The 23967-nt window shown below is 69.2% G+C and carries 22 protein-coding genes; 12 read left to right on the top strand and 10 right to left on the bottom strand.

What is annotated here, in order from left to right; genetic code table 11:
- Positions 1–5: 5 nt before the first annotated feature.
- Positions 6–1922: an FAD-dependent monooxygenase gene (locus QU603_RS14330; protein WP_308492052.1), complete on the bottom strand. Its 1917-nt coding sequence runs from the start codon at positions 1920–1922 to the stop codon at positions 6–8.
- Positions 1923–2011: 89 nt separating this feature from the next.
- On the opposite strand from QU603_RS14330, the gene QU603_RS14335 reads away from it, so the two are divergent.
- Positions 2012–2755 carry an IclR family transcriptional regulator gene (locus tag QU603_RS14335; RefSeq protein WP_308492053.1) on the top strand — a complete coding sequence of 248 codons (744 nt, stop codon included), beginning with the start codon at positions 2012–2014 and terminating at the stop codon, positions 2753–2755.
- Positions 2756–2870: 115 nt separating this feature from the next.
- Entirely contained in the window at positions 2871–4058 is a 1188-nt protein-coding gene (locus tag QU603_RS14340) for a 4-hydroxybenzoate 3-monooxygenase (protein ID WP_308492054.1), read from the top strand.
- Positions 4059–4124: 66 nt separating this feature from the next.
- Here the strand turns inward: QU603_RS14340 and QU603_RS14345 are convergent, their stop codons facing one another.
- From QU603_RS14345 to QU603_RS14355, 3 genes are all read right to left on the bottom strand, one after another.
- Positions 4125–6065, bottom strand: coding sequence for a M3 family metallopeptidase (locus QU603_RS14345; protein ID WP_308492055.1), 1941 nt, complete (start codon positions 6063–6065; stop codon positions 4125–4127).
- 9 nt (positions 6066–6074) lie between these two features.
- Positions 6075–7274, bottom strand: a complete 1200-nt coding sequence (locus QU603_RS14350) for an MFS transporter (protein ID WP_308492056.1) — start codon at positions 7272–7274, stop codon at positions 6075–6077.
- Between the two features lie 74 nt (positions 7275–7348).
- On the bottom strand, positions 7349–7795 hold the full coding sequence (locus tag QU603_RS14355) for a MarR family winged helix-turn-helix transcriptional regulator (RefSeq protein WP_308492057.1): 447 nt from the start codon (positions 7793–7795) through the stop codon (positions 7349–7351).
- A gap of 97 nt (positions 7796–7892) precedes the next feature.
- On the opposite strand from QU603_RS14355, the gene QU603_RS14360 reads away from it, so the two are divergent.
- From QU603_RS14360 to menE, 5 genes are read left to right on the top strand one after another with little or no spacing between them, the layout of a single operon-like run.
- Positions 7893–8810: an SDR family NAD(P)-dependent oxidoreductase gene (locus QU603_RS14360; RefSeq protein WP_308492058.1), complete on the top strand. Its 918-nt coding sequence runs from the start codon at positions 7893–7895 to the stop codon at positions 8808–8810.
- Positions 8807–9694, top strand: coding sequence for an amidohydrolase family protein (locus QU603_RS14365; protein ID WP_308492059.1), 888 nt, complete (start codon positions 8807–8809; stop codon positions 9692–9694). The genes QU603_RS14360 and QU603_RS14365 overlap by 4 nt, the downstream gene beginning before the upstream one ends.
- 1 nt (position 9695) lies before the next feature.
- Positions 9696–10886, top strand: a complete 1191-nt coding sequence (locus QU603_RS14370) for an acyl-CoA dehydrogenase family protein (RefSeq protein ID WP_308492060.1) — start codon at positions 9696–9698, stop codon at positions 10884–10886.
- 39 nt (positions 10887–10925) lie between these two features.
- Complete coding sequence (locus QU603_RS14375) at positions 10926–11378, top strand: MaoC family dehydratase (RefSeq protein WP_308492061.1); 453 nt, start codon at positions 10926–10928, stop codon at positions 11376–11378.
- Between the two features lie 45 nt (positions 11379–11423).
- Entirely contained in the window at positions 11424–12944 is a 1521-nt protein-coding gene (gene menE, locus QU603_RS14380) for an o-succinylbenzoate--CoA ligase (RefSeq protein ID WP_308492062.1), read from the top strand.
- Between the two features lie 183 nt (positions 12945–13127).
- Here the strand turns inward: menE and QU603_RS14385 are convergent, their stop codons facing one another.
- Genes QU603_RS14385 through QU603_RS14410 form a run of 6 tightly spaced genes read right to left on the bottom strand, consistent with a single transcriptional unit; the run spans position 13128 to position 18148 of the window.
- Positions 13128–13598, bottom strand: a complete 471-nt coding sequence (locus QU603_RS14385) for a MarR family winged helix-turn-helix transcriptional regulator (protein ID WP_308492063.1) — start codon at positions 13596–13598, stop codon at positions 13128–13130.
- Positions 13588–14640: a branched-chain amino acid ABC transporter permease gene (locus QU603_RS14390; protein ID WP_308492064.1), complete on the bottom strand. Its 1053-nt coding sequence runs from the start codon at positions 14638–14640 to the stop codon at positions 13588–13590. Before QU603_RS14390 ends, QU603_RS14385 begins: the two co-directional genes overlap by 11 nt.
- Positions 14637–15494 (bottom strand): branched-chain amino acid ABC transporter permease, encoded by an 858-nt coding sequence (locus QU603_RS14395; protein ID WP_308492065.1) that lies wholly within the window; start codon positions 15492–15494, stop codon positions 14637–14639. The genes QU603_RS14390 and QU603_RS14395 overlap by 4 nt, the downstream gene beginning before the upstream one ends.
- 1 nt (position 15495) lies before the next feature.
- Positions 15496–16173, bottom strand: coding sequence for an ABC transporter ATP-binding protein (locus QU603_RS14400; protein WP_308492066.1), 678 nt, complete (start codon positions 16171–16173; stop codon positions 15496–15498).
- Complete coding sequence (locus tag QU603_RS14405; protein WP_308492067.1) at positions 16170–16931, bottom strand: ABC transporter ATP-binding protein; 762 nt, start codon at positions 16929–16931, stop codon at positions 16170–16172. The genes QU603_RS14400 and QU603_RS14405 overlap by 4 nt, the downstream gene beginning before the upstream one ends.
- 2 nt (positions 16932–16933) lie before the next feature.
- Entirely contained in the window at positions 16934–18148 is a 1215-nt protein-coding gene (locus QU603_RS14410; protein ID WP_308492068.1) for an ABC transporter substrate-binding protein, read from the bottom strand.
- Between the two features lie 207 nt (positions 18149–18355).
- On the opposite strand from QU603_RS14410, the gene QU603_RS14415 reads away from it, so the two are divergent.
- The 5 genes from QU603_RS14415 to QU603_RS14435 all read left to right on the top strand — a co-directional run bounded on the left by QU603_RS14415 (position 18356) and on the right by QU603_RS14435 (position 23927).
- Positions 18356–19744, top strand: coding sequence for an alpha/beta fold hydrolase (locus tag QU603_RS14415; protein WP_308492069.1), 1389 nt, complete (start codon positions 18356–18358; stop codon positions 19742–19744).
- Between the two features lie 232 nt (positions 19745–19976).
- A complete protein-coding gene (locus tag QU603_RS14420) occupies positions 19977–20783 on the top strand; it encodes a methylenetetrahydrofolate reductase (RefSeq protein ID WP_308494036.1) in 807 nt (268 codons plus the stop codon).
- Between the two features lie 9 nt (positions 20784–20792).
- Positions 20793–21668, top strand: coding sequence for a formyltetrahydrofolate deformylase (gene purU, locus QU603_RS14425; protein ID WP_308492070.1), 876 nt, complete (start codon positions 20793–20795; stop codon positions 21666–21668).
- A 70-nt stretch (positions 21669–21738) separates the two neighbouring features.
- On the top strand, positions 21739–23142 hold the full coding sequence (ligM, locus tag QU603_RS14430) for a vanillate/3-O-methylgallate O-demethylase (protein ID WP_308492071.1): 1404 nt from the start codon (positions 21739–21741) through the stop codon (positions 23140–23142).
- 197 nt (positions 23143–23339) lie between these two features.
- Positions 23340–23927 (top strand): PadR family transcriptional regulator, encoded by a 588-nt coding sequence (locus QU603_RS14435; RefSeq protein WP_308492072.1) that lies wholly within the window; start codon positions 23340–23342, stop codon positions 23925–23927.
- The last annotated feature ends 40 nt before the right edge of the window (positions 23928–23967 follow it).

Genomic DNA, 23967 nt, shown 5'->3' on the forward strand with positions numbered 1-23967 from the left:
ATCCATCATCTCCTACCGGGTTGCGGCACCCGCACCGGAAGCATGAAACCGGCGAAGAAGGCAGTGAGCTCTTCGCGCGCCGACAGCGGCAGCACCGTCGCGACGTATTGGTCGGGGCGCACGATCACGATCGCCCCCTCATCGGCGATGCCGCGCAGGTCGAAGACGTCGACGTCGGGGTCGGCCGCCCAGGCCTTCTCCCAGTCCTGCAGTCCGAGCGGCCCAGTGCGCGGCAGCAGGATCTCGGGCAGGTCGGTGACCTCGAGGTCGTGGCACGAGCCGCGGAACACGCCGTGCACGTCGATCACGCTGTCAAGGTCGGCTCCGACCGGTGTGAATCGGCGGATCGGCGAGCCTGCGGCATCCGCCAGCCATCGCGCGAGCGCCGGCAGCCCGGTGCCGGCCGCATCGGCGAAGGCATACAGCCGCCAGCGCCCGTCGGCGAGGTGGGTGTGTCCGAGCTGTGTGCGCCGCGCGTCGGCCACACGCTGCACCGGCGCGGAGTGGAAGCGGGTGCCGATGGCGAATCCGGATGCCGCAGCCTGGTGCTCTCCGGTGCCGGTGAGCACCGACGGCGTGTACATCGTGGCCAGCCCCGCCGTGTATCTCCCCTGCCGCGCGAATTCCGCCTGCATGTCGACGCTCGCCACGCCTCCGCGCTCGGGGTGGGCGGGATCCAGCGCCGGCTGCGCGATGAACGCCGACCAGAACTTGTCGAACTCGATGAGGTCGTGGGCCACCGCGTGCCGCTCCTCGGAGTACGTGCGCAGCAGCCCCTCTCCCGATCGCCCCTGCAGCACGGCGGCGAGCTTCCAGCCCAGGTTGAACGCGTCCTGCATCGACACGTTCATCCCCTGGCCCGCCTTCGCGCTGTGCGTGTGGCACGCGTCACCGGCCAGGAACACCCGGGCCGAGGCACCGGCAGGCGCGTCGGCAGACAGATCGTCGAACCGGTCGGCCAGTCTCTGGCCCACCTCGTAGACGCTGGACCATGCCACCGAGCGCACGTCGATCCGGTACGGGTGCAGGATGGCGCTTGCCACCGCAGTGATGTGCTCGACCGTCGTGTCGCGGATCGTCTTGTCGCCGGCGGGCGCGGTGCCCAGGTCCACGTAGCAGCGCACCATGTTGCCGCCCTCACGGGGGATCATCAGCAGCGAGCCTTTGCCTGCGGACTGGACGACGTTCTTGGTGCGCCAGTCCGGGAAGTCGGTGACGGCCAGCACATCCATGACGCCCCAGGCGTGATTGGCGGTGTCACCGCGCAGTTCGCGGCCCAGGGCGTGCCGCACGGCGCTGCGGGCGCCGTCGCACCCGACGACGTACTTCGCCCGGACGGTGAATTCGTCACCGGCATGGTCTCCCCCGGTGCGCCGCAGGGTCACCGTCAGCGGATACTCGCCGTCGCCGCGCGTGTACCCGACGAACTCGATGCCGTAGTCGGGCTCGAGCCGGGAGGCCGAGGTCGCGGCGCGCTCGAGCAGGAACTGCTGCATGCGCGCCTGATTGACGATGACATGCGGGAACTCGCTGAGCCCGGGCGGGGTGTCCTGCACCCATCCGGTGCGCACGATGCTGTCGCGATCGGTCTCTCCCGGTCCCCAGAATCGCACCTCGTTCACCCAGTACGCCTCGCGCAGCAGTCTCTCGGCCAGTCCGAAGGCCTGGAACATCTCGACCGTGCGGCACGCGACGCCGTCGGCCTGCCCGACCTGCAGCGGTCCGCCGCGTCGTTCGATGATGCGCGTGTCGATGTCGGGGAAGGCCGCCAGCTGCGCGGCCAGCACGGTGCCGGCAGGTCCGGTGCCGACGATGAGCACATCCACGCTCTCGCCGATCTCGGCGGCACGGGCCAGCGCTTCGGCGGCGGGCTGCTGCAGGTCGGGGTCGCCCGGACGGTATCCCTCGCGGTAGAACTGCACGTGATCTCCTTCGACCGGCGTGTGGAACGGATCTGAATTAGTTGGGTCCCCAACGATTGTAGCCGGGATGCGCGTGAGAAGGTAGCCCCATGGCGAATTCCCCGTCGGGTGAATCGGTCACCGAACGACTGCTGCGGGTGCTCGAGACGTTCACCCCGACGCGCACCGTGCAGACCGCGTCCGAGATCGGGCGCCGCGCGGGCCTTCCCTCGTCGACGGCGCACCGGTTCATCGGCGAGCTCGTCCAGACCGGCCTGCTCGAGATCGACGAGGGTCGGAGGGTGCGGGTGGGAATGCGCCTCTGGGAGCTGGCGACCCGATCCTCGGCGGCGCTCCGACTGCGGCAGGCGGCGATGCCGGCGATGGAGCGCGTGCAGGCCCGGATCGGCGAGCACACCCAGCTCGCGATCCTCGAGCAGGACGAGGCGCTGTTCCTCGAGCGGCTGTCGAGCCCGGATGCCACCTCCAACGTGACGCGGATCGCCGGCCGGCTGCCACTGCACGCGTCGAGCTCCGGCTTGGTGCTGCTGGCGTTCGGTGCCGCCGAACTGCAGGAGCGCGTGCTGGCGGGGCCCCTGGTCGCTCTCACCCGGGCGACGATCACCGACCCGGCCGCGCTGCGGCGCAAGCTCGCCGAGATCCGCCGACTGGGCCACGTGGTCGCGCCCGGCTACATCGAAGACGTGGCAACCGGCCTGGCCGTGCCGGTGCGGGACCGGGTAGGCGTCGTGGCCGCACTGTCGGTGATCATCGAGCGCCACGCCCCGGTGGAGCCCGGCCTGGATGCCCTGCATCGCGCGGCCCGCGACATCCACTCTCGCCTCGACAGCTGACCCGCCCGCTGCTCGGCGGCCATCTTGATTCCCATTGAATGGGCAACCAGCAGTCGACGGCACAGGGAGTCGGCCACAATGAAGTCACCCGCTGTGCCCGTCGAAGGAGACGCCCATGACCACCACCGTCCGTACGCGCGTTGCCATCGTCGGCGCCGGTCCCGCCGGGCTGCTGCTCGCGCAGCTGCTGCGACAGGCCGGCATCGAATCGGTCGTGATCGACAGCCGCTCGCGCGCCGACATCGAGCAGACCATCCGCGCCGGCATCCTCGAAGAGGGCACAGTGCAGGCGCTGCTGGCCGCCGGTGTCGACACGCACGCGCACCAGGTCGGCCAACGCCACGACGGCATCGAACTGCGCTTCGACGGGGTCGGGCACCGCATCGACTTCGCCGAGCTCGTCGGCCGCGGCGTGTGGCTCTACCCGCAGCACCTGGTGCTGCAGGACCTGCTGGCGACCCTCGTGCCGGCCGGCGCCGACATCCGCTTCGAGACCGCCGCCGTGCGCATCGAAGACATCGACGGCGACCGGCCGCGCGTCATCGCCACCGACGCCGAGGGCGCCGAGGTCGAGATCTGCGCCGAGATCGTCGTGGGCGCCGACGGGTCGCATTCGGTCGTGCGCAAGGCCATGTCGGGCTCGCGCGCCGGCCTGTACCGCGAGTACCCGTTCGCCTGGTTCGGCATCCTGTGCGAGGCACCGCCCAGCGCCCCCGAGCTGATCTACAGCAACTCCCCGAACGGCTTCGCCCTGATCAGCCAGCGCAGCGACACCGTGCAGCGGATGTACTTCCAGTGCGACCCCGACGTCGACCCCGACGCGTACACGCAGGAGCAGCTGTGGGAGATCCTGCAGTCGAGGGTGCCGGGCACGACGCTGCACGAGGGGCCGATCTTCCAGCGCGACGTGCTGCAGTTCCGCAGCTTCGTGGCCCGGGAGCTGCGCCGCGACCGGATCGTGCTGGTGGGGGATGCCGCGCACACGGTGCCGCCCACGGGCGCGAAGGGGATGAACCTGGCCATCGCCGATGTGCTGCTGCTGCACCGCGCGCTCGAAGCCTTCCTGCTCTCACAGGACGCCGGCCCGCTCGAGGGCTACGAGCAGGCGGCGCTGCATCGCATCTGGAAGGCGCAGAACTTCTCGTGGTGGATGACGAGCATGCTGCACCGGATGCCGGGAGCCTCCGAGTTCGACCACATGCGCCAGCTCGGCGAGCTGCGCAGCGTCACCGACTCGCACGCCGGGCGCACCTACCTCGCCGAGGCCTACACGGGTTGGCCGATGGAGTCGCTCGTTCGTTGAGCGAGGCGGCGCAGCCGACCAGTCGGGATGAGTCGCGCGAACGTCGCTGCGACGCGCTCGGCATGCTCACCGAGCGCCACTGACCCCCTCGGTGGCCAGCCAGGCGGCGTACGCGTCGAAGGTGTACGGGCGGCCGAGGAAGTCGGCGACCAGGGCTGCGGCATCCTGCGACCCTCCCGGCGCGAGCACGCGGTCGCGATAACGCGCGGCGACGTCGAGGGCGAACAGGTCGGCGGTGTCGAACGCGCTGAACATGTCCTTGGCGATCACGAGCGACCACATGTAGGTGTAGTAGCCCGAGCCGTAGCCGTCGAGGTGGCCGAATGCGCAGTGGAAGTGCGTATCGTCGACGTACGGGAACACGGAGTAGCGCGCCTGCGCCTCGCGCACCGCCTGCGTGAGATCGTCGGGGACCTCGCGATGGATCTCGAGCGACAGCGCCGCATAGAACATCTGGGTGCGCGCGAGGAAGCCCTTGCCGAAGTCGTCGGCGGTGCGCATGCGCGCGACCAGATCGGCAGGGATCGTGCGCCCCTCAGCGTCGGTCGCGAAGGTCGCCAGAACGGCGGCATCCCACGCCCATTCTTCGAGCATCTGGCTCGGCGCCTCGACGAAGTCCCACTCGGTCGCAACGCCCGAGAAGCGCACCCACTGCTGGTCGCCGCCGAGCACGTGGTGGATGAGATGACCGAACTCGTGGAACAGCGTGACGACCTCGTCGTGCTCCATGAGCCCGGTGCTGAAGTTGCACACCAGCACGCCCTCGGGCAGCTGGCGACCGCGCACGCCCGGCACCAGGTCGAACTGCGCGGCGTGCGTGTACTTGCCCTCACGCGGGTGCAGGTCGAGGTGGATGCGGCCGATGCGCTCGCCTCCGCGCAGCACGTCGTACGAGGCGACGGCCTCGTGCCAGACCGGCACGTCCACGCGCTGCCAGGTCAGGCCGAACAGGCGCCCGGTGACATCGAGCAGCCCCTGACGCACCTTCTCGAAGGCGAAGAACGTGCGGATGCGCTGCGCGTCGACGGCGAACTGCTCCTTGCGCACGAGTTCGGAGTAGTACGGCACATCGACGGCGTCGATGTCGGTGGCCTCAGGCACATCCTGCTGCAGCCTGCGCACCAGCACGGCCTTGTCGCGCAGCGCGCTGTCGGCCGCGGCATCCGAGATCCTGTCGATGAACGTGCCGATCGCCCCGCCGTCGCCGATCATCTTGACCTCGGCGTCGTAGTCGGCCCAGTCGGCATAGCCGAGCAGCCGCGCGTGCTCGGCGCGCAGCGTGAGCAGCCGGTGCAGCACGCCGTCGTTCTCGGGCCAGGCGATGTTCAGTCGCTCGTGCGTCATGGTGCGGCGCGTCGATGACACGGTGCAGTACGTGCTCAGCGGCACCGAGTCGGGGTAGTCGGTGGTCACCGCGATCAGCCCGTCCTCGCCGGGCCGATGGGAGGCCATCCAGTCCTCGGGCATTCCCGCCAGCTCGTCGGGACGCACGTGCATCGTGCGCACCCCGGCGCGGATGTTCTTGCTGAACTCCTGGCCGGCCAGCACCTCGCTCTGGGCGAGCTCGCGGAGCCGGTCCCGCGTGGCCTCGTCGCGGTCCACGCCCGCGCGACGGAAGTCGCGCAGTATCCTCGCCAGCAGCCGCGCGGCATCGGCGTCGCCGTCGAGCTCGGCGCCGTCGACGGCGCTCACGATCTCGTAGAGCTCGCGGTCCAGACCCAGGTCGGTGCCGAACGCCTCAACGCGCTGCAGAGCTTCGTCGGCGGCGTCGCGCACGGCCGCGTCGGGGTGGGTCTGCGCGTAGAGGGATGCCGCAGCTGCGGCGTTGGCCGACGCGATCTCGATCTCGTTCCAGGCATTCAGCACGGCACGCGCGTCACGCCGGGGCTCGGCGCGCAGGCGTGCGACCAGCTCGGCGGCGCGGGCGAGTTCGCCGTCGCAGCGCTCGCCGATCCAGGCGAGGGCCGAAGAGGCAGCGGGCAGGCGGAGGGGCTCGAGAGTCGTCACCGGATGAGACTACGACACGGGTCGCGCCGCACGCAGGTGTCGGGCGACCGCCACGCCGGGGCCGAGGAAGAGCAGGACGGCCACGAGTTCGACCAGCAGCGGCACGGTCCACGCGCCCGTCGCCTCGTGCAGGGCGCCCAGCACGAGAGGACCGGTCGCCGCCACGGCATAGCCGAACCCCTGGACGACGCCCGAGCGGCCGGCGGTGGTGTGCTCGTCGTCGCCGAACGCGTTGATCATGATGAACACGATCGTGATGCCACCGCCCTGCGCCAGGCCGCCGACGATGCACCAGGCCAGCCACAGTGACGGCGCGAACAGGAACCCGAGCGGCACCGCCAGCCAGCCGATGCCGACGTAGAGCGTCCCCACCAGGATCGACGAGCGCAGCGTGACGATCGGCAGCAGCAGACTGCCGATCATGCCGCCGACCTGGAAGAGCGACGCGATGGCTCCGGCGGCGGTGGTGTCGAACCCCTGGGCCGACAGCATCGTGGGCAACCAGGCGGTGATCGCATAGAACGCGAACGCCTGCCCGCAGAACGCCGCCGCCAGCAGCCAGGTCGGCCCGTGCCGCAGGACCGAGACACGCGGCGCGTCGGCGTCGGGGCGGGTGCCGGGCGTCGGAGCGAATGCCGCGCGCACGCCTCGCAGCGCGACCCATGCCAGCAGTGCGACCAGGGCGAACACCGACCACGAGGCGATCGCCCAGCGCCAGCCCACCGCATCCGAGAAGGGAGCCGTGCCCAACGTCACGGTCATCGTGCCGACGTTCAGTGCCGCGGTGTAGACGCCCGTCATGGTGTGCGCGCGGCGCGGGCTGAACTCGCGGGCGATGATGATCGGCAGCACGACGTTGCCGATCGTGACGAACGCGCCCAGCACCGCGGTGCCGATCAGCGCGAGCACGATGCCGTCCAGCGAGCGCAGCACGCTGCCGATCACGACGCCGGTAAGGGTCAGCGAGAGCGCGACATCCGCCCCCGCCCGGCGGATGATCGCGATCGCCAGCGGCGCGCACGCCGCGAAGCACAGCACCGGGATCGTCGTGAGCAGTCCGACCACCCCGGCACCCACGTGCAGGTCGTCGCCGATCTCTCCGGCGACCGGCGCGACCGCGAGGATCGGTCCGCGCAGCATCGCCGCCGCCAGCACGATGACCACGACCAGCAGCGGCAGGGAACGGGATGCTGCGGTGCGGTCGGCCATGGGCGACAACGCTACCCCGGCTAAGGCGGCGACCACTCCACGTCGCCCATGCCGGTCCGTTCGGGCCCGTCCGCTCAGGGACCGATGGCGAGGCGACGCAGCAATGCGGTGAAGGTGTCGAACTCCTCGTCGTCGAACACGGCGAAGTGCGCGCGCTGAGCTGCCTCCACAGCTTCGCGCGCCCGTGCGCAGGCGGTGCGTCCCGCCGCGGTTGCCACCACGACGTTCACGCGGCGATCGCGGGGGTCGGGCTCACGGCTGACCCAGCCGCGCCGCTCGAGGTCATCGAGCAGGCTCACGACCTGGCTCGGATCCAGGCGCAGGAACTCGCTGAGCTCACGCTGGGTGGGGCGCAGGTCGCCGCACGCGAGCGCGAGCACCGAGTACGAGCGCACCTTCAGTCCGTGCGAGGCGAGGGCGGCGGCGGCATCCGCGAGCGAGAGCGCGTTGGCGCGCGCGAGCAGGAACGCGGGATCGCTGCCCACCGACGTCTCCCACAGCGATGTCGTCGTGTCTTGCATGGCACCTCCCCTTGGGCCAATACTGCCAGACGGCAATCATTGACATTTTCAATGATGTGCGATTTCATCTGAGTAACGCAAGAGCGAAGGAGCAGGGATGTCACTTCACGGCAAAGTCGCCATCGTCACCGGATCGGGCCGCGGGCTGGGGCTCGCCTACGCGCAGGAACTCGCCCGGCAGGGCGCCGACGTCGTGGTCAACGACGTCGACGAGGTGACGGCCACCGAGGCCGTGGCATCCATCACCGCCGCCGGCGGCCAGGCGACCGCCGTCGTCGCGCCGGTGGGATCGACCGAGACCGCACAGCTGCTCGTGAAGACCGCAGTCGACACGTACGGGCGCCTGGACATCCTGGTGACCAACGCCGGCGTGCTGCGCGACCGTGTGCTGTGGAAGATGAGCGACGACGACTTCGACACCGTCGTGAATGTGCACCTGCGCGGAACGTTCACGTGTGTGCGTGAAGCGGCCTCCTACATGCGCGAGCATGAGATCGCCGGCCGGATCATCTGCATCGGCTCGCCGGCCGGCCAGCGCGGCAACTTCGGCCAGACGAACTACTCGGGCGTGAAGGCCGCCATCGTCGGCATGGTGCGCACGTGGTCGATGGAGCTGAAGAAGGCCGGGATCACCGCGAACGCCGTCATCCCCGTAGCCTCCACCGCCATGACCGCCACGATCCCCTACTTCGCCGCCGCGGTCGAGGCCGAGCAGTCCGGCCGGCAGCTGCCGGCGTTCTTCCGCCACGACCTGGGCTTCGGCACCGCCGGCGATGTCGCAGGACTGGTCGCCTACCTCGCATCGGATGCCGCAGCCGGCGTCACCGGTCAGGCCGTCGGCGTCGGCGGGGACCGGCTGCAGATCTGGTCGCACCCCGAGGCCGTCTTCAGCGCCTACCACGAGGGCGGCTGGGACGTCGCATCGCTCGAGGACGCGTTCGGCGACATCATCGACGCGCACCGGCAGTCGGTCGGCGAGACCTTCCCGCCGCTGCCCGAGGACCTGCAGCGGTGACCCACTACGAGCCCGCGATCGACGTCGACGCGCTCGACGCGATCGACACGCACGTGCACATCGAGGTCGACGCGCACGGACACTCCTCGATGCCTGCCGAGCTCAGCGAGGCCGCATCGAAGTACTTCAGCACGAGCGGTCCGCGTCCCGATCTCGATTCGATCGCCGCGTACTACCGTCAGCGCAAGACGGCCGCAGTCGTGTTCACGGTCGACGCCGAGACGCAGCTGCACCACGCCCCCGTCGACAGCGCCGACATCGCCGAGGGAGCCGCCCGCAACAACGACATCCTGATCCCGTTCGGGTCGGTCGATCCGCGCAGGACGGATGCGGTCGACCGCATCCACCGGCTGGTCGAAGACAGCGGCGTGCGCGGATTCAAGTTCCACCCGACGGTGCAGGGCTTCGACCCGAGCGACGAGCGGTACTACCCCGTCTATGCCGCGGTTCAGGATGCCGGGGTCCCGGCCCTGTTCCACACCGGCCAGACGGGAATCGGCGCCGGCATGCCGGGCGGGTACGGCTTCCGCCTCGGGCTGTCCAACCCCATGCTGCTGGACGGTGTCGCCGCTGACTTCCCGACGCTGCAGATCATCATGGCCCACCCCTCGGTGCCCTGGCAGGACGAGGCGCTGTCGGTGGCCACGCACAAGCACAACACGTGGATCGACCTGTCGGGGTGGAGCCCGAAGTACTTCCCCGCGCCCCTCGTGCGTGCGGCGAACTCGTATCTGCGCGATCGCATCCTGTTCGGCTCCGACTTCCCCCTGATCACACCCGACCGGTGGATCGCAGACGCCGAGAAGACCGAGCTGTTCAAGCCGGAGGCGCTGCCGGGGATCATGAAGGGCAACGCCGTGCGTCTGCTGGGGCTGCGAGGCTGACATGTCCTCGATCGACGCGGACTCCGCCATCGGCATCGACCCGTTCGGCTTCGCCCAGACGCGACTGAGCGAGCCCGCCCAGGCTGCGCTGGGCGGACTGCGCGAGGTGCTCGAGCGCGACATCCACCCCCTGCTGGCCGAGGCGTGGGAGACGGCGACGATGCCCGACGCGGTGCTTCAGACGCTGGTGCCGCTGCACCTGATGGACCCCGACGGGGTCGACGAGGCCGAAGCCACCTCGTCCCTGTACTCCGGCTTCCGCACCTACGTGCTCGCGCGCACGGACGCATCGGTGGCGACGATGTACAACGCGCAGTCGGGGCTGTTCCGGGCGATCGTCGAGCAGGGCGGATCGGCCGCGCAGGTCGCCGAGCTCGAGCCGCGCATTCGCTCGTTCGACCTGAGGGGCGTGTTCGCCCTCACCGAGCCCGACCACGGCTCCGACATCGCCGGAGGCCTTGCCACCCGCGCCCGCCGGGTAGGCGAGGAGTGGGTGCTGGACGGCGCGAAGCGCTGGATCGGCGGCGCGATCACTGCCGACGTCATGGCCGTGTTCGCCCGCGACGACGCCGACCGCGCGGTCAAGGTCTTCCTCGTGCCGCGCGACGCAGAAGGCGTGACGATCCGCACGATCACCGGCAAGGTGTCGCTGCGCCCGATGCAGAACGCGCACATCACCCTCGAAGGCGTGCGGGTGCCCGAATCCGCCCGCCTGCAGAAGATCAACGGCTGGCGCGACGTTGCCGCAGTCCTGCGCATGATGAGGTCGGATGTCGCCTGGATCGCGGCGGGCCTGCAGGCCGGAGCCGTCGAGGCCGCGACCCGCTACGTGCGCGAGCGTGAGCAGTTCGGACGGCCCATCGCCGCGTTCCAGCTCGTGCAGGAGAAGCTCGCGCGCATGCTGGGCAACGCCACCGCGTCGCTGGCGATGGCCGTGCAGCTGTCGGCTCGGCAGGATGCCGGCGACTACCGCGACGAGAACTCCGCGCTGGCCAAGATGCAGACCGCTCGCCTGGCGCGCGAGACGGTGGCGCTGGGCCGGGAGGTCTGCGGCGGCAACGGCATCCTGCTCTCCTCCGACGTCGCGCGCTACTTCGCCGACGCCGAAGCCGTGTACTCGTACGAGGGCACGCACGAGATCAATTCCCTCATCGTGGGACGGGCCCTGACCGGCTCGTCCGCCTTCGTCTGAGGTCAGACATCCCCACATCCGCTCGAATCAGGAGAGAACATGACCACCACCGTCGACTACGCCGATCTGCCCAGCCTCGTCGGGAAGGACCTCGGCTACACCGATTGGCTCGAGATCACGCAGGAGCAGGTGAACACGTTCGCCGACGCGACCGATGACCACCAGTGGATCCACACCGACCCCGAGCGCGCGAAGGACGGACCGTTCGGCGGCGCGATCGCGCACGGCTTCCTCACCCTGTCGCTGCTGATCCCGCTGTGGACCCAGCTGCTGGAGGTCGAGGGGGTGTCCACCAAGGTCAACTACGGGCTCGACAAGGTGCGGTTCGTCTCGCCGGTCAAGGTCGGCGCGCGCATCCGGATGACCGCGACCATCGCCGAGGCGCACGAGGTCACCGGCGGCTACCAGCTGGTGGTCGACGCGACGATCGAGACCGAGGGCGGCACGAAGCCCGCCGTCGTCGCGCGCAGTCTGCAGCGCCTGTACGCCTGAGCCACGGCGGATCCGGCATCCACTCTTCAACGACGAAGGACACACATGCTCAACTACGGCATCGGCACCTGGGTGAATCGGCGTGCGCAGCGCATGCGCGAAGACGCGGCGATCGCGTTCCGCGACCAGCGGATCGGCTACAACGAACTCGATGAGCGCATCCTGCGGCTCGCCGATGCCCTGCGCACGCGTGGCGTGCAGCACGGCGACCGGGTGGCCTACCTGGGCAACAACCACCCCTCGTTCGTGGAGGCGCTGTTCGCGACCACCATGCTCGGGGCGATCTTCGTGCCGCTGAACACGCGCCTGGCCGCCCCCGAGATCGAGTTCGCCGTGGACAACTCGGGCGCCGAGACCCTGATCTTCCAGAACACTCTGGGCGAGCTCGCCCGCGCGGGCACATGGTCGACGGCGGCCACCCGTCGCATCTGCGTGGGCGAGACCGATCTGCCGGGCGTGGAGGACTACGACGCAGTGGTCGCCTCGGGCGCCGCCGAATACCGCGACAACGCGGTGTCGCTCGACGATGCCGCGCTGATCCTGTACACGTCGGGGACGACCGGGTACCCGAAGGGCGCCGTGCTCACGCACGGCAACCTCACCTGGAACACGTTCAACGCGCTCGTGGACTACGGCCTGGGCTCGGGTGAGGTGGTGCTGCTCATCTCGCCGATGTTCCACGTCGCCTCGCTCGGGATGGGGGCGCTGCCGATCCTGCTGCAGGGCGGCACCGTCATCCTTCGCGAGAAGTTCGATCCCGGCGATGTGCTGCACACCATCGAGAGCGAGGGCGTCACGATGCTCTCGGGCGTGCCCACCACGTACCAGATGATCGAGGAGCACCCCGACTGGGCCGCCACCGACCTGTCGAGCCTGCGGCACCTGACCTGCGGCGGCTCGACGATGCCGCAGCGGATGCTGGAGGCCTACGAGAAGCGCGGACTGCACTTCTCCTGCGGGTACGGCATGACCGAGACCTCGCCCGGGGCGACGGCGATGCCGCCGCACATGAGCATCGAGAAGATGGGGTCTTCGGGTCTGAAGCAGTTCTTCACCGATGTGAAGGTCGTCGACGAAGACGGCGGGATGCTGCCGCCCGGCGAGGTCGGCGAGATCCTGGTGAGCGGGCCGAACGTGATCCACGAGTACTGGCTGCGGCCGGAGGCCACGGCCGAGGCGATCGTCGACGGCTGGCTGCACACCGGAGACCTCGGCTACCTCGACGAGGACGGATACCTGTTCGTGGTGGACCGCCTCAAGGACATGATCATCTCCGGCGGCGAGAACATCTACTCCGCCGAGGTGGAGGGCGCGATCATGCAGATCCCGGAGGTCTCGGCGGTCGCGCTGATCGGGGTGCCCGACGCCAAGTGGGGCGAGGTGCCGCTGGCGGTCGCGACGCTCGACCCGGGCGCCACGATCACCCCGGCCGACGTGATCGCGCGGCTGCAGGGGCGTCTCGCGAAATACAAGATCCCGCGCGAGGTCGTGTTCGTCGACGAGCTGCCGCGCACGGCCAGCGGCAAGATCCGCAAGGCCGAGCTGCGCAAGGCATACGCCTCCTGACCGAACCGAGACCCTCCCGTCCAGCAGTCAGTATCTGCAAGCGCGCCCACGGCCCGACCGCAGAAAGCGACTGCTGAACCCGGCGCGCGAGAATCAGCAGTCAAGATCTGCGGGCACGGCGGCGATCGACCCGCAGAACGCGACTGCTGAACCGGGCGCGGATGTGAGCGAGCCGGCCTGTCGTCAGGACGCGGCGGCCGCCAGCGTGACGCGGCAGGCGTGCAGCAGCTCACGCAGCAGTTCGACGTCGTCGCCGGTGAGGGCCGCCGTCATCTCGTGCTCGATGTCGGCGGCCGGTTGGCGCATCTCGTCCAGCAGGTCGTGGGCGGCCGGTGTCAAGAAGATGCGCTGCTGACGCCGCGACGACGGATCGGGCACGCGCTCGACCAGCCCACGGCGCTCAAGCGCGTCCAGCAGCTGCGTCATGCTCTGCGCGCGCACGAACGATGTGCGCGCCAGCTGCGCCGCGATCACTCCGGGGTGCCGCTCGAGCACGGTCAGCGCCGTGTACTGGATCGTCGTGATGCCATGGGCCGTGGCCAGCTCGTCCAGTCGGGAGCGCACCGCGAGCTCCACCTGCTTGATGAGGTACAACAGGGTCACCGGTGGCGCGTCGGTCGCCGAGGTGACGGTCGACCGTGCGCTATCGGGCATCGACAGGCGTCTCCTCATGTTCGTCGGCCGGGAGCGGCGGAATCTGGCGGCGGAGGGCCCATCGGTCCACCACGCTCGACACCGACGGCACGATCCCACGCGGCAGGAGCAGCAGGACCACGACCAGCACCAGGCCGTAGCCGGCGTACTGCAGGATCGGACCTGCCGTCGGCGGCAGGCCGGGCAGCGCCGCCAGGGCGCTGAGCAGCTGCAGCCACAGGCTCAGCACGACCGCGCCGACCACACCGCCCCAGAGCGTGCCCAGCCCGCCGACCATCGCCATGATGACGTAGCCGAACGAGGCCAGCGGCGGGTAGGTGTCCTGGCTGACGAACGGCGTGAAGAACGCACCGATCCCGCCGGCCAGGCCCGCGAACGCGCCCGCGATGGCGAAGACGACGATCTTGCTGCGCAGCACCGGCACGCCGCTGGAGGCCGCAGCGCTCTCACTGCCGGCGATGGCACGGATGCCGCGGCCGAACCGCGAGTTCACCAGGTTGTGCGCGACCGCCATGGCTCCCGCCAGCACGGCCAGCGCCAGGTACGCATACGGCAGCTGTCCGCTGAAGACGATCGGCCCGACCGACAGCGGCGGAATGCCGAAGATCCCGATGCCGCCGCCGAGGAAGGGCACCGTCGCCATGACGGTCTGGATGATCAGCAGCACCGCAAGGGTGCCGAAGGCGAGGTAGTGTCCGCGCAGTCGCAGCAGCGGCCAGCCGATCAGCGCGGCCACGGCCGCGCCGAGGACCGGCGCGAGCACCAGCGTCACCAGCGGCGGCACACCGAGGTTGACGGTGAGGGCGGCGACGGTCAGCCCGCCGACGGCGACGAACGCGCTCTGGCCGAGTGAGACCTGGCCGGCGTACCCCATGAACAGCGACAGACCGGTCACCACGACCGCGGCCAGCACTGTCTGCACGAAGAACGTCAGGTCGTTCAGCATCAGCGGGATCACGCCGAGGATCACGAACACGACGATCGCCGCGATCCAGCGGGCGCGGCGCAGCACCGGGCGCACCCGAATGGCTGTCGTACTCATTTCGCCTCCTCCGTCGTCATCCGTCCCGCACGCACGATCATGATGATGAGCATCATCAGCAGCGCGACCGGAGTCTGGTACGACCCGTTGCCGTACGCGGCCACGAGCTGCCCGACCACCCCGAGGATCACCGCCCCGAGGAAGGTCATCCATGGGCTTCGCAGTCCGCCGAAGATGGCCGCGGCGAACCCGCTGAGCACCAGCGGCAGGTCCGATGAGACCGACACCGCCGTGGTCGGGGCGATGAGGACGCCGGCCAGACCTCCCAGCACGCCCGCGATCGCGAAGGCGACCAAGCCCATCGCGAGCGTGTTGATGCCGACCAGCCGCGCCGCATGCGGGTTGGATGCGGCCGCGGTCAGCGCCTTGCCGATGTCGGTGCGCGCGAAGAACAGGCTCAGCAGCGCGAAGGTGACCAGCGCCACGAGGAAGACGAGGATGCGCTGGGTGGCGAGGTTGACGCCGAGGATCTGGATGCTGCCGGTCACACCGGGCGGCGAGATGGGGTTCTGCCCCCAGATCGCCACGACCACGGCCTCGGCGATCATGCCCAGGCCCAGCGTGATCAGCAGCGAGATCATCGGCGGCGTGCCGGGCTTGCCGATCGTGATGATGCCGATGATCAGTCCGATCACGCCGCAGCACAGCACGGCGACCAGTTCTGCGACGCCGTGCGGGAGCAGCCCGCCGCCCAGCAGCGAGAACGAGATCATCGCACCGAAGACGGCCAGCATGCCCTGGGCGAAGTTGAGCACGTGGGTGACCCGGTAGACCACGACCATGCCGCTGCCCACGAGGGCGAACGAACCGGCCAGCGCGAGGCCGGAGATCACATACGTCAGGAAGGCCTGCATGTCACTCCCCCGCCCCGGACAGGTCCAGGCCGCCGAAGTAGGCGTCCTGCAATTCGGGTGCGTTGCGCAGTTCGCCGGTGGGGCCCTGAGCCTTGATGTGGCCCGTCTCGAGCACGTACGCGCGCGAGCACAGTTCGAACGCCAAGCCGATCTCCTGTTCGATGAGCAGCACCGCGGTGCCGCGGGTGCGGTTGAGCGTTGCGAGGTGCTCGACGAGCTGGGCGGCCACCATCGGCGCCAGCCCCAGCGACAGCTCGTCGACGACCAGCAGGTCGGGCTGGGCCATCAGCGCCCGGCCCACTGCGACCATCTGCTGCTGCCCGCCCGAGAGCGTGTCGGCGCGCTGCTTGCGCAGGCGCTGCAGATCCGGCAGCAGTTCGTAGACCGGGGCCGTGTCCTTCGGGCGGTGCCGCCAGGCACCCAGGCGCAGGTTGTCTTCGACGCTGAGCTCACCGAACATCTGCCGGCCCTCGGGCACCTGGGCGACGCGGCCGCCGACCTGGATGCGGCCCGATGCCGGCTTGACGATGCCCGAGATCGCGTTGACCAGCGAGGTCTTGCCGGCCCCGTTGGGGCCGACCAGAGCCACCAGCTCGGAGTCGTCGACGGTCAGCGACACGCCGTCGAGCGCTGTCGCTGCGCCGTAGCGGACGACGAGGTCCGCGATGTCGAGCATCATGTCGCCGCCGCCGTCCCCAGATATGCGGAGATCACCTTCGGGTTGCGCCGGATCTCGTCGGGCGTGCCGTCGGCGATGACCTCACCGAGGTCGAGCACCGTGATCCGATCGGCCAGACTCGTGACCATCGACACGTCGTGCTCGATCAGCATGATCGTCATCCCGTCGCGGTGCAGCTCGCGGATCAGGTGCGACAGTTCGCGCCGCTCGCCCGATCTCAGCCCCGAGGCCGGCTCGTCCAGCAGCAGCAGCTTCGGCCGTGCGGTCAGCGCACGGGCCAGCTGAAGCCTGCGCTGCTGTCCGAGGGGCAGCTGCTCGGCATCGCGGTCGGCCCAGTCGCTCAGCCCGACGCGCGCGAGTGCCTCGTGCGCGTCGGCGAAGATCTCGCGCTCCTCCCGCCGGTGCCGCGGCAGGCGCAGGGCGGCGCTGACCGCGCCCGCGCGGGTGCGGGCATTCGCGCCCACCGCGACATTGGCCAGGACCGACATCCCGGGGAACAGCCGCGCCCCCTGGAACACGATCGCGACGCCCAACCGGGCCCGCTGGTGCGGGGCAAGCCGGTCGATGTGCTCGCCGTCGAGGGTGATGCGACCCGAATTGGCGTGCAAGTGTCCGCTGATCATCGTGAACAGCGTCGACTTGCCCGCACCGTTCGGGCCGATCACACCCCGCAGTTCGCCGTCGGCGACGCTGAGTGTCACATCCCGGTTCGCGTACACGCCGCCGAACGCCCGGGAGAGCCGGTCCACCTCGAGCATGACTACTTCGGCGCGTCCGTCTTGAACTTGTCGATCTGCCAGTCGGTGGCCTTCCACACGCCGTCCTTGACGATCATGATGCCGATCGCGCTGGCGTCCAGACCCATGTGGTCGGTCTTGGAGTAGTGGTAGTGCCCGTTGGGGGTGAGCAGATCGGTCTGCTCCAGCGCATCCCGGATCTTGCCGCGGTCGGTCGAACCGGCCTTCTCGATCGCGTTCTTCAGCAGCTGGATGGCCGTCGCGCCGCCGTAGGCGAACTCCGGCGGGTTGACGTTCTTGTTGGCCGCACGCCACGGTGTCGCCACAGCCTCGACGAGGTCCTTGTACGCTCCGGCGGGCAGTGCGTCAGGGTCCAGCGCTGCGGTGGTCGCACCGATCACGCCTTCGGCTGCCGCGCCCGAGGGCTGCAGCCACAGGTTCGAGGCCTGCGAGCCGGTGACATAGAAGGGCACTCCCTTGCCGGCGATCTGCTTCGTGATGATGACGGGGGCCGGGCCCGATCCCCACTGCACGAACGCGTCGGGGTGAGCGGCGACCACCTTGGTGATCAGCGGCGTGAAGTCGGTGGCCGCCGGGTCATACGCCTCGCTGAGCACGATCTTCATGCCCGCAGCCTCGGCGAGCTGCTTGGTCGAGGCCGCACCGGTCTGTCCGTACAGGTCGGTGCCGGTGTAGGCGACGGCGACGTTCTTCACGTCCTGCGTCTTCCAGTAGTTCACCAGCGCGGCGGCGTAGATCTTGGTGCTGCCGGGTGAGGTGAACGCGTAGGCGTTGCTGCCGTCGACGTACTGGTCGACCGGGCTCAGCGCGATCGTGGGGATCTTGTACTGCAGGATGCTCGAGCTGACCGCGGCGGCCGCCGAGGTCATCGAGCTTGCCAGCATCGCCGAGTAGCTCTTGTCGGCCGCCATCTGGTTGAACTGCTTGACGGACTCGGTCGGGTCGGTCTTGTCGTCGGCGACGGTCAGCTCGATCTTCTTGCCGTCGATGCCGCCGGCCTTGTTGATGTCGGCCACCGTCTGTTCGGCGGCCTCTTTGTCACCGGTGCCGAGCGCGGCGAGCGGCCCGGTCAGCGGCATGACCGCGCCGATCTTGATGACGCCGCCGGCGTTGCCGGACGGTGACGTGCCTCCGCCGCCGGAACAGCCGGCCAGCGCGAGGACTGTGACGGATACCGTCGCCAGGGCAGCGAGGGCATGCAGGGTCTTGGACTTCATCGTCGCTCCGATTCATCGGTGAATGCAGGTGCCGGGTAATTGTCAGGAATCCTGACTATCAGGAAGTATCACCGCCGAGACCCGGCACGTCAATACCCCATGTGCGAACGATGCCGGGATGTGACATTGATCACCGCACCCCCCTTGCGGATTCATCAGGCTGGCTGATATCCCTGAACCGCATCACCTCGCCCGGAAGGAGTTCGCATGACCAGAAGGATCGCACGCGCCCTCACCACGATCACCGCCTCGGCGGCCCTCGTGCTCACCGGAAGCCTGGCCGCCCAGGCAGCCCCCCTCCAAGCCCCGAGTGCGCCGACGGCGACGCACTACAGCGGCGACCTTTCCGACGGCGCGACCTGGATCGCCGACAAGCCCGCACATTGGAACGGCGTGCTGGTGCTGTACAGTCACGGCTTCGGCCCGCTTGCTCCGGTCGATGCCCCCGACCCCACGACGAAGCAGGCGCTGCTGGACTCCGGCTACGCGCTGGTCGGATCCTCCTACAGCGGCCCGTCCCTGTGGGCTCTGGCATCCGCCGTGGACGACCAGTTCGCCTCGCTGAGCGCCGCGAAGAAGGTCATCGGCCAACCCGAGCACGTCCTGGCGCTCGGCACCTCGATGGGCGGGCTCATCAGCGCACAGGAGGCCGAGCGCGGCGACGGCCGCATCGACGGGGCGCTGACCACCTGCGGCCTGCTCGGCGGCGGCGTCAACCTGAACAACTATCAGCTGGACGGCGAGCATGCCATCGCGCAGCTGCTGGCCACCGACCCCGACATCAAGCTCGTCGACTACGCCAACTTCGACGAGGCACAGGCCGCCACAGCGGCGCTGTCAGACGCCGTGACCGCCGGGCAGCAGACCGCCGAAGGCCGCGCGCGCATCGCCTTGGCCGCCGCCCTCCTGCAGGTGCCCGACTGGTTCCGCGGCGACCAGCCGCCCACGTCGTTCGCCGAGCAGGAGGCACAGGAGGCCGCGTGGCTGCCGCCGATGCTGCAGTTCGTCATCTCCGGACGCCCCTGGATCGAGGCATCCGCGGGCGGCAACGCCTCGTGGAACGTGGGCGTGGACTATGCCCAGCTCATCCGCCAGTCGGCGCACTACCCGCAGGTCCGCGCGCTCTACCGCGAGGCAGGACTGAACCTCGATGCGGACCTCGCCAAGCTCACCCGCACCGCGGACATCACGCCCGACACAAACGCCCTCGCGTCGTTGACGGCGACATCCACCCTCACCGGGCGGATCACGGTGCCTGAGCTGACGATGCACACCATCAGCGACCAGCTCGCCCCGATCACGTACGAGAACCTGTACCGCGACCAGGTCGTCAAGACCGGCAACGGACACCTGCTGCGGCAGGCGTTCACCCAGTCGATCGGGCACTGCAACTTCACCCCGGCCGAGATCGTCGGGGCGCTGAACACGGTGCACCAGCGGGTGGTCAGCGGCCACTGGCCGAGCACGACCGCGCAGGCGCTCACGCGTGCGGCCGATGCCACCGGCTTCGGCGACAGCAGCTTCATCCACTACAAGCCGGCGAAGTTCATCAACGCCCGCACCTACACGGTAGCCGGCGCCACGCTCGTGCGCTGACCCCTCCGACACCGGCCGACGCGTGAGGGCTGTGGCCAGACTTCGGTCCTGCCACAGCCCTTTCGCCGTTCATGACGAATTTCCCTCTTGCCTTTACCTATGCGCATAGGTAATGTGTGGCACAGGAGCGCAACGCAGCGCTCCACCCGAGGAAGGACCCTCCGTGGCACACATCGCGCCCGCGCCCGACCAGACTGCAGCCCTGCGGCTGGTCGACGGTTTCTCGTTGGAGATGACCGGCAAAGACATTCCCAGCCTGCAGGATGCGGCATCCTCGATCCCCGCGGGGACGAAGATCAACGTGACATTCCTCGGCAACGAAGACCTCGAGATGCGGGTCGCGGCCGCGAAGGCCGTGAAGGATCTCGGCTTCACGCCCGTGCCGCACATCTCGGCTCGGCGGCTGGAGAGCCAGGCCCAGCTCGAGGAGTTCCTCGACCGGCTTCAGCAGATCGGCGCCACCGAGCACGTGTTCAGCGTGGGCGGCGACCCGAGTGAGCCCGCCGGCCCCTACCCCGACTCGCTGAGCGTGATCCGCACCGGCCTGCTGCAGAAGTACGGCGCCAAAGAGGTCTCGATCGCCGGCTACCCCGAGGGCCACCCCGACATCGCCGACGACGTGCTGTGGCGGCACCTCGAAGACAAGTCGCAAGCGCTGAAAGAGCACGGGCTGGATGCCGTGGTCCTCACGCAGTTCTCGTTCGACACCGACCCGGTCACGACGTGGATCGACCAGGTGCGCTCACGCGGCATCGCCAGCGAGATCCGCATCGGCACTCCGGGACCGGCCGGCATCAAGCGCCTGCTGGGGTTCGCCCGCCGGTTCGGGATCGGCGCCAACGCCATGATCGTCAAGAAGTACGGTTTCAGCCTGACGAACCTGATGGGCACCGCCGGCCCCGAGCGCTTCGTGTCGGACCTGTCGTCGCTGACCGGCGCAGACCCGGCCCGGGAGCCCGTCAAGCTGCACTTCTATACGTTCGGCGGGCTGCGAGCCAGCGCCGAATGGGTGCACGAATACCGGTTCGCACAGTCCTGAGGACCGAACATGTCACCACACATCGAGTTGAACCACGACCGCGCCTGCCTGATCGTGCACGGCCCCGACCAGGCGGGCCTGGTGGCCGCGATCACATCGCTGATCACCCGCAACGAGGGCAATATCATCAGCCTGGACCAGTACTCCGACAACCCGCAGGGCGGGGCGTTCTTCCAGCGGGTGGTGTTCCACCGCGCAGATCTGGCGGCCGCGATCGGCGACATCGAGGCCGACCTCGACACGACGCTCTCGCCGTACGGCATGCAGTGGCGCCTGACCGACCAGTCGATCCCCAAGCGCATGGGCATTCTCGTCTCCACGAGCGACCATTGCCTGCTCGAACTGCTCTGGCGGCACCGTCGGGGTGAGCTGCCGGTGACCATCCCGATGGTCATCAGCAACCACACGAACACCGCCGAGGACGTGCGCAGCTTCTCGGTCCCCTTCTTCCACGTGCCCTCGCAGGGGCCCGACAAGGCCGAGGCCGAAGCCAAGATCATCGAACTGGTGCGCGGCAACGTCGACTTCCTGGTGCTGGCCCGCTACATGCAGATCATCAGCGAGGACTTCCTCGAGGCGGTCGGCGTGCCGGTGATCAACATCCATCACTCGTTCCTGCCGGCCTTCATCGGCGCCGCTCCTTACCGCAAGGCCAAGGAGCGCGGGGTGAAGCTCATCGGCGCCACGAGCCACTACGTCACGAAGGACCTGGACGAGGGCCCGATCATCGAGCAGGACGTCGCCCGCGTCGACCACTCGATGACCGCCGCCGATCTGCAGGCCCGCGGCGCCTACGTCGAGCGTGCCGTGCTCTCGCGCGCTGTGCAATGGCACGCCGAAGACCGGGTGATCCGCCAGGGCAACCACACCATCGTCTTCTCGTGACCGGGACGCCGCAGCCCGCGGCATCCCGTCCTCCCACCACAACCCAACATCATGAAACAGAGAGGTTCCCATGGCTGACAACCTTCAGCAGCTCATCGACGCGACCAACCCCGTCGACCTGCTGCGCAACTCGCAGATCGGGTCGTACATCTACCCGGTCGTGCCGGCCGACTTCACGAACTGGATCAAGGAGCAGAGGGCGTGGCGCGACACCGCGGTCCTCTACGACCAGACCCACCACATGGACAACGTGTTCCTGAAGGGCTCTGACGCGATCAAGCTCATCAGCGACACCGCCATCAACTCGGTCGCCACCTTCCCCGTCAACCGCGCCAAGCAGTACGTGCCCACGACCTCACAGGGCTACGTCATCGGTGACGGCATCCTCTTCCACGAGGCCGAGGACGAATACGTCTACGTGGGCCGTGCGCCCGTGTCGAACTGGCTGATGTACCAGGGCGAGACCGGCGGTTACGCCAACCTCGACCTCACCGTCGACCGTCGCTCGCCCTCGCGCCCCTATGGACACGCGGTCTCACGCGGGTACTACCGCTTCCAGATCCAGGGACCGGCCGCCTGGCAGGTCATCGAGAAGCTCAACGGCGGCCCGCTCGAGCAGCTGCGCTTCTTCAGCATGTCGACCATGACCATCGCGGGGCGCACCGTGCGCACGCTGCGGCACGGCATGGCCGGCGCTCCGGGCCTGGAGGTCTGGGGCCCCTACGAGGACCACGACGCCATCGCCGCTGCGATCGTCGAGGCCGGCGCCGAGTTCGGCATGCTGCCGGTGGGCTCGCGCGCCTACCCGTCGAACACGCTCGAGTCGGGCTGGATCCCCTCGCCGCTGCCGGCCATCTACACCGGTGAGGGCGAGCGCGGCTACCGCGAGTGGCTCGGCACCGACAGCTATGAGGCCACCGGAACCCTGGCCGGGTCGTTCGTCTCCGACAACATCGAGGACTACTACCTGACCCCGTGGGAGCTGGGCTACGGCTCGTTCGTCAAGTTCGACCACGACTTCATCGGCCGCGACGCGCTGGAGAAGATCGACCCGGCCTCGCAGCGCAAGAAGGTCACCCTGGCGTGGAACGCCGACGACATGGCCAAGCTGTACGCGTCGCTGTTCGATGTCGAGGGCCCCAGCTACAAGTTCTTCGACCTGCCGCTGGCCAACTACGGCTCGGCGAACTACGACGCGGTGCAGGATGCCGCGGGCAACACCGTCGGCTACTCGATGTTCACCGGCTACAGCTCGAACGAGCGCCGCGCCCTGTCGCTGGCGACGGTGAACCCCGATGTGCCCGAGGGCGCCGAGGTCACGGTGCTGTGGGGCGAGGACCCGAACACCTCGAAGGCGACGGTGGAGCCTCACGTGCAGGTGCCGATGCGCGCCGTCGTGAGCCCCGTGCCGTACTCGACGGTGGCGCGCCAGAGCTACCACGGAGGATGGCGCACCGGCTACACCGAGTCCTGACCCGCCCGCGGCCCGTCCGCGAGAGAACATGTGGCGGACGAGAGCGTGGGGTTTTCCCATCCTCTCGTCCGCCCGCTGTTCTCTCGGGGTCGGTGCCACACGGTCGGCGCGTGCGGCGGACGTGGGCCGTGACGGCCGGTGACGGCGAACACGGCGGTCGTGCCGCCGCCCGGTAGCCTCGACACAGAAGGAGATGCATGAGTCTGCGCTATGCCCTGCTGGCCATCCTGCGTGTGGGACCGCTGTCGGGCTACGACCTGCAGAAGCAGTTCTCGCAGTCGGTGGGGCACGTCTGGCACGCACCCGACTCCCAGATCTACCCCGAGCTGCGCAAGATGCAGACGGCGGGCCTGATCGAAGGAGAAGAGCAGGTGCGCGGCGCCCGCGGCACGCGGCGCGTGTATCACGTGACGGCCGCGGGGGATGCCGCGTACGAGGAGTGGATGCGGACCCCGCTGGACTATCAACGGGTCCGCGATCCCGCACACCTGCGCGCCGCATACCTCGAGAACACGTCACCGGAGGCCGCCCGCGACTTCCTGCGCCGGCACATCGCCTACTGGCAGAGCGAGCTCGAGCAGTTCCAGGGCGAACTGGACCATATCCAGCGCATGGACAGCGCGATGCTCAATCGCCGTCTGGCCGTCACCGCCGATGAGGCGCGCGAGCGCACCATCGCCTACAAGCAGTTCTCCTACGAAGGCCTGGCCGAACGCGCCCGCGGCGAGATCGCCTGGGCGCAACAGGGTCTGGCGCTGGTCGACCGGCTCGAGTCCGCGGGCTGACGGGATGCCGCGGCCGCGGCATCCCGAACTCAGCGCCGCG

This window comes from Microbacterium terrisoli (assembly GCF_030866805.1).
Taxonomy (GTDB): domain Bacteria; phylum Actinomycetota; class Actinomycetes; order Actinomycetales; family Microbacteriaceae; genus Microbacterium; species Microbacterium terrisoli.

Coding starts and splice junctions, on each gene's coding strand:
- QU603_RS14435 (WP_308492072.1), top strand. CDS start 23,340: ATGAGTCTGCGCTATGCCCTGCTGGCCATCCTGCGTGTGGGACCGCTG.
- QU603_RS14400 (WP_308492066.1), bottom strand. CDS start 16,173: ATGATGCTCGACATCGCGGACCTCGTCGTCCGCTACGGCGCAGCGACA.
- QU603_RS14405 (WP_308492067.1), bottom strand. CDS start 16,931: ATGCTCGAGGTGGACCGGCTCTCCCGGGCGTTCGGCGGCGTGTACGCG.
- QU603_RS14335 (WP_308492053.1), top strand. CDS start 2,012: ATGGCGAATTCCCCGTCGGGTGAATCGGTCACCGAACGACTGCTGCGG.
- QU603_RS14390 (WP_308492064.1), bottom strand. CDS start 14,640: ATGAGTACGACAGCCATTCGGGTGCGCCCGGTGCTGCGCCGCGCCCGC.
- QU603_RS14340 (WP_308492054.1), top strand. CDS start 2,871: ATGACCACCACCGTCCGTACGCGCGTTGCCATCGTCGGCGCCGGTCCC.
- QU603_RS14370 (WP_308492060.1), top strand. CDS start 9,696: ATGTCCTCGATCGACGCGGACTCCGCCATCGGCATCGACCCGTTCGGC.
- QU603_RS14350 (WP_308492056.1), bottom strand. CDS start 7,274: ATGGCCGACCGCACCGCAGCATCCCGTTCCCTGCCGCTGCTGGTCGTG.
- purU (WP_308492070.1), top strand. CDS start 20,793: ATGTCACCACACATCGAGTTGAACCACGACCGCGCCTGCCTGATCGTG.
- QU603_RS14420 (WP_308494036.1), top strand. CDS start 19,977: ATGACCGGCAAAGACATTCCCAGCCTGCAGGATGCGGCATCCTCGATC.
- QU603_RS14395 (WP_308492065.1), bottom strand. CDS start 15,494: ATGCAGGCCTTCCTGACGTATGTGATCTCCGGCCTCGCGCTGGCCGGT.
- QU603_RS14385 (WP_308492063.1), bottom strand. CDS start 13,598: ATGCCCGATAGCGCACGGTCGACCGTCACCTCGGCGACCGACGCGCCA.
- menE (WP_308492062.1), top strand. CDS start 11,424: ATGCTCAACTACGGCATCGGCACCTGGGTGAATCGGCGTGCGCAGCGC.
- QU603_RS14415 (WP_308492069.1), top strand. CDS start 18,356: ATGACCAGAAGGATCGCACGCGCCCTCACCACGATCACCGCCTCGGCG.
- QU603_RS14355 (WP_308492057.1), bottom strand. CDS start 7,795: ATGCAAGACACGACGACATCGCTGTGGGAGACGTCGGTGGGCAGCGAT.
- QU603_RS14410 (WP_308492068.1), bottom strand. CDS start 18,148: ATGAAGTCCAAGACCCTGCATGCCCTCGCTGCCCTGGCGACGGTATCC.
- ligM (WP_308492071.1), top strand. CDS start 21,739: ATGGCTGACAACCTTCAGCAGCTCATCGACGCGACCAACCCCGTCGAC.
- QU603_RS14375 (WP_308492061.1), top strand. CDS start 10,926: ATGACCACCACCGTCGACTACGCCGATCTGCCCAGCCTCGTCGGGAAG.
- QU603_RS14360 (WP_308492058.1), top strand. CDS start 7,893: ATGTCACTTCACGGCAAAGTCGCCATCGTCACCGGATCGGGCCGCGGG.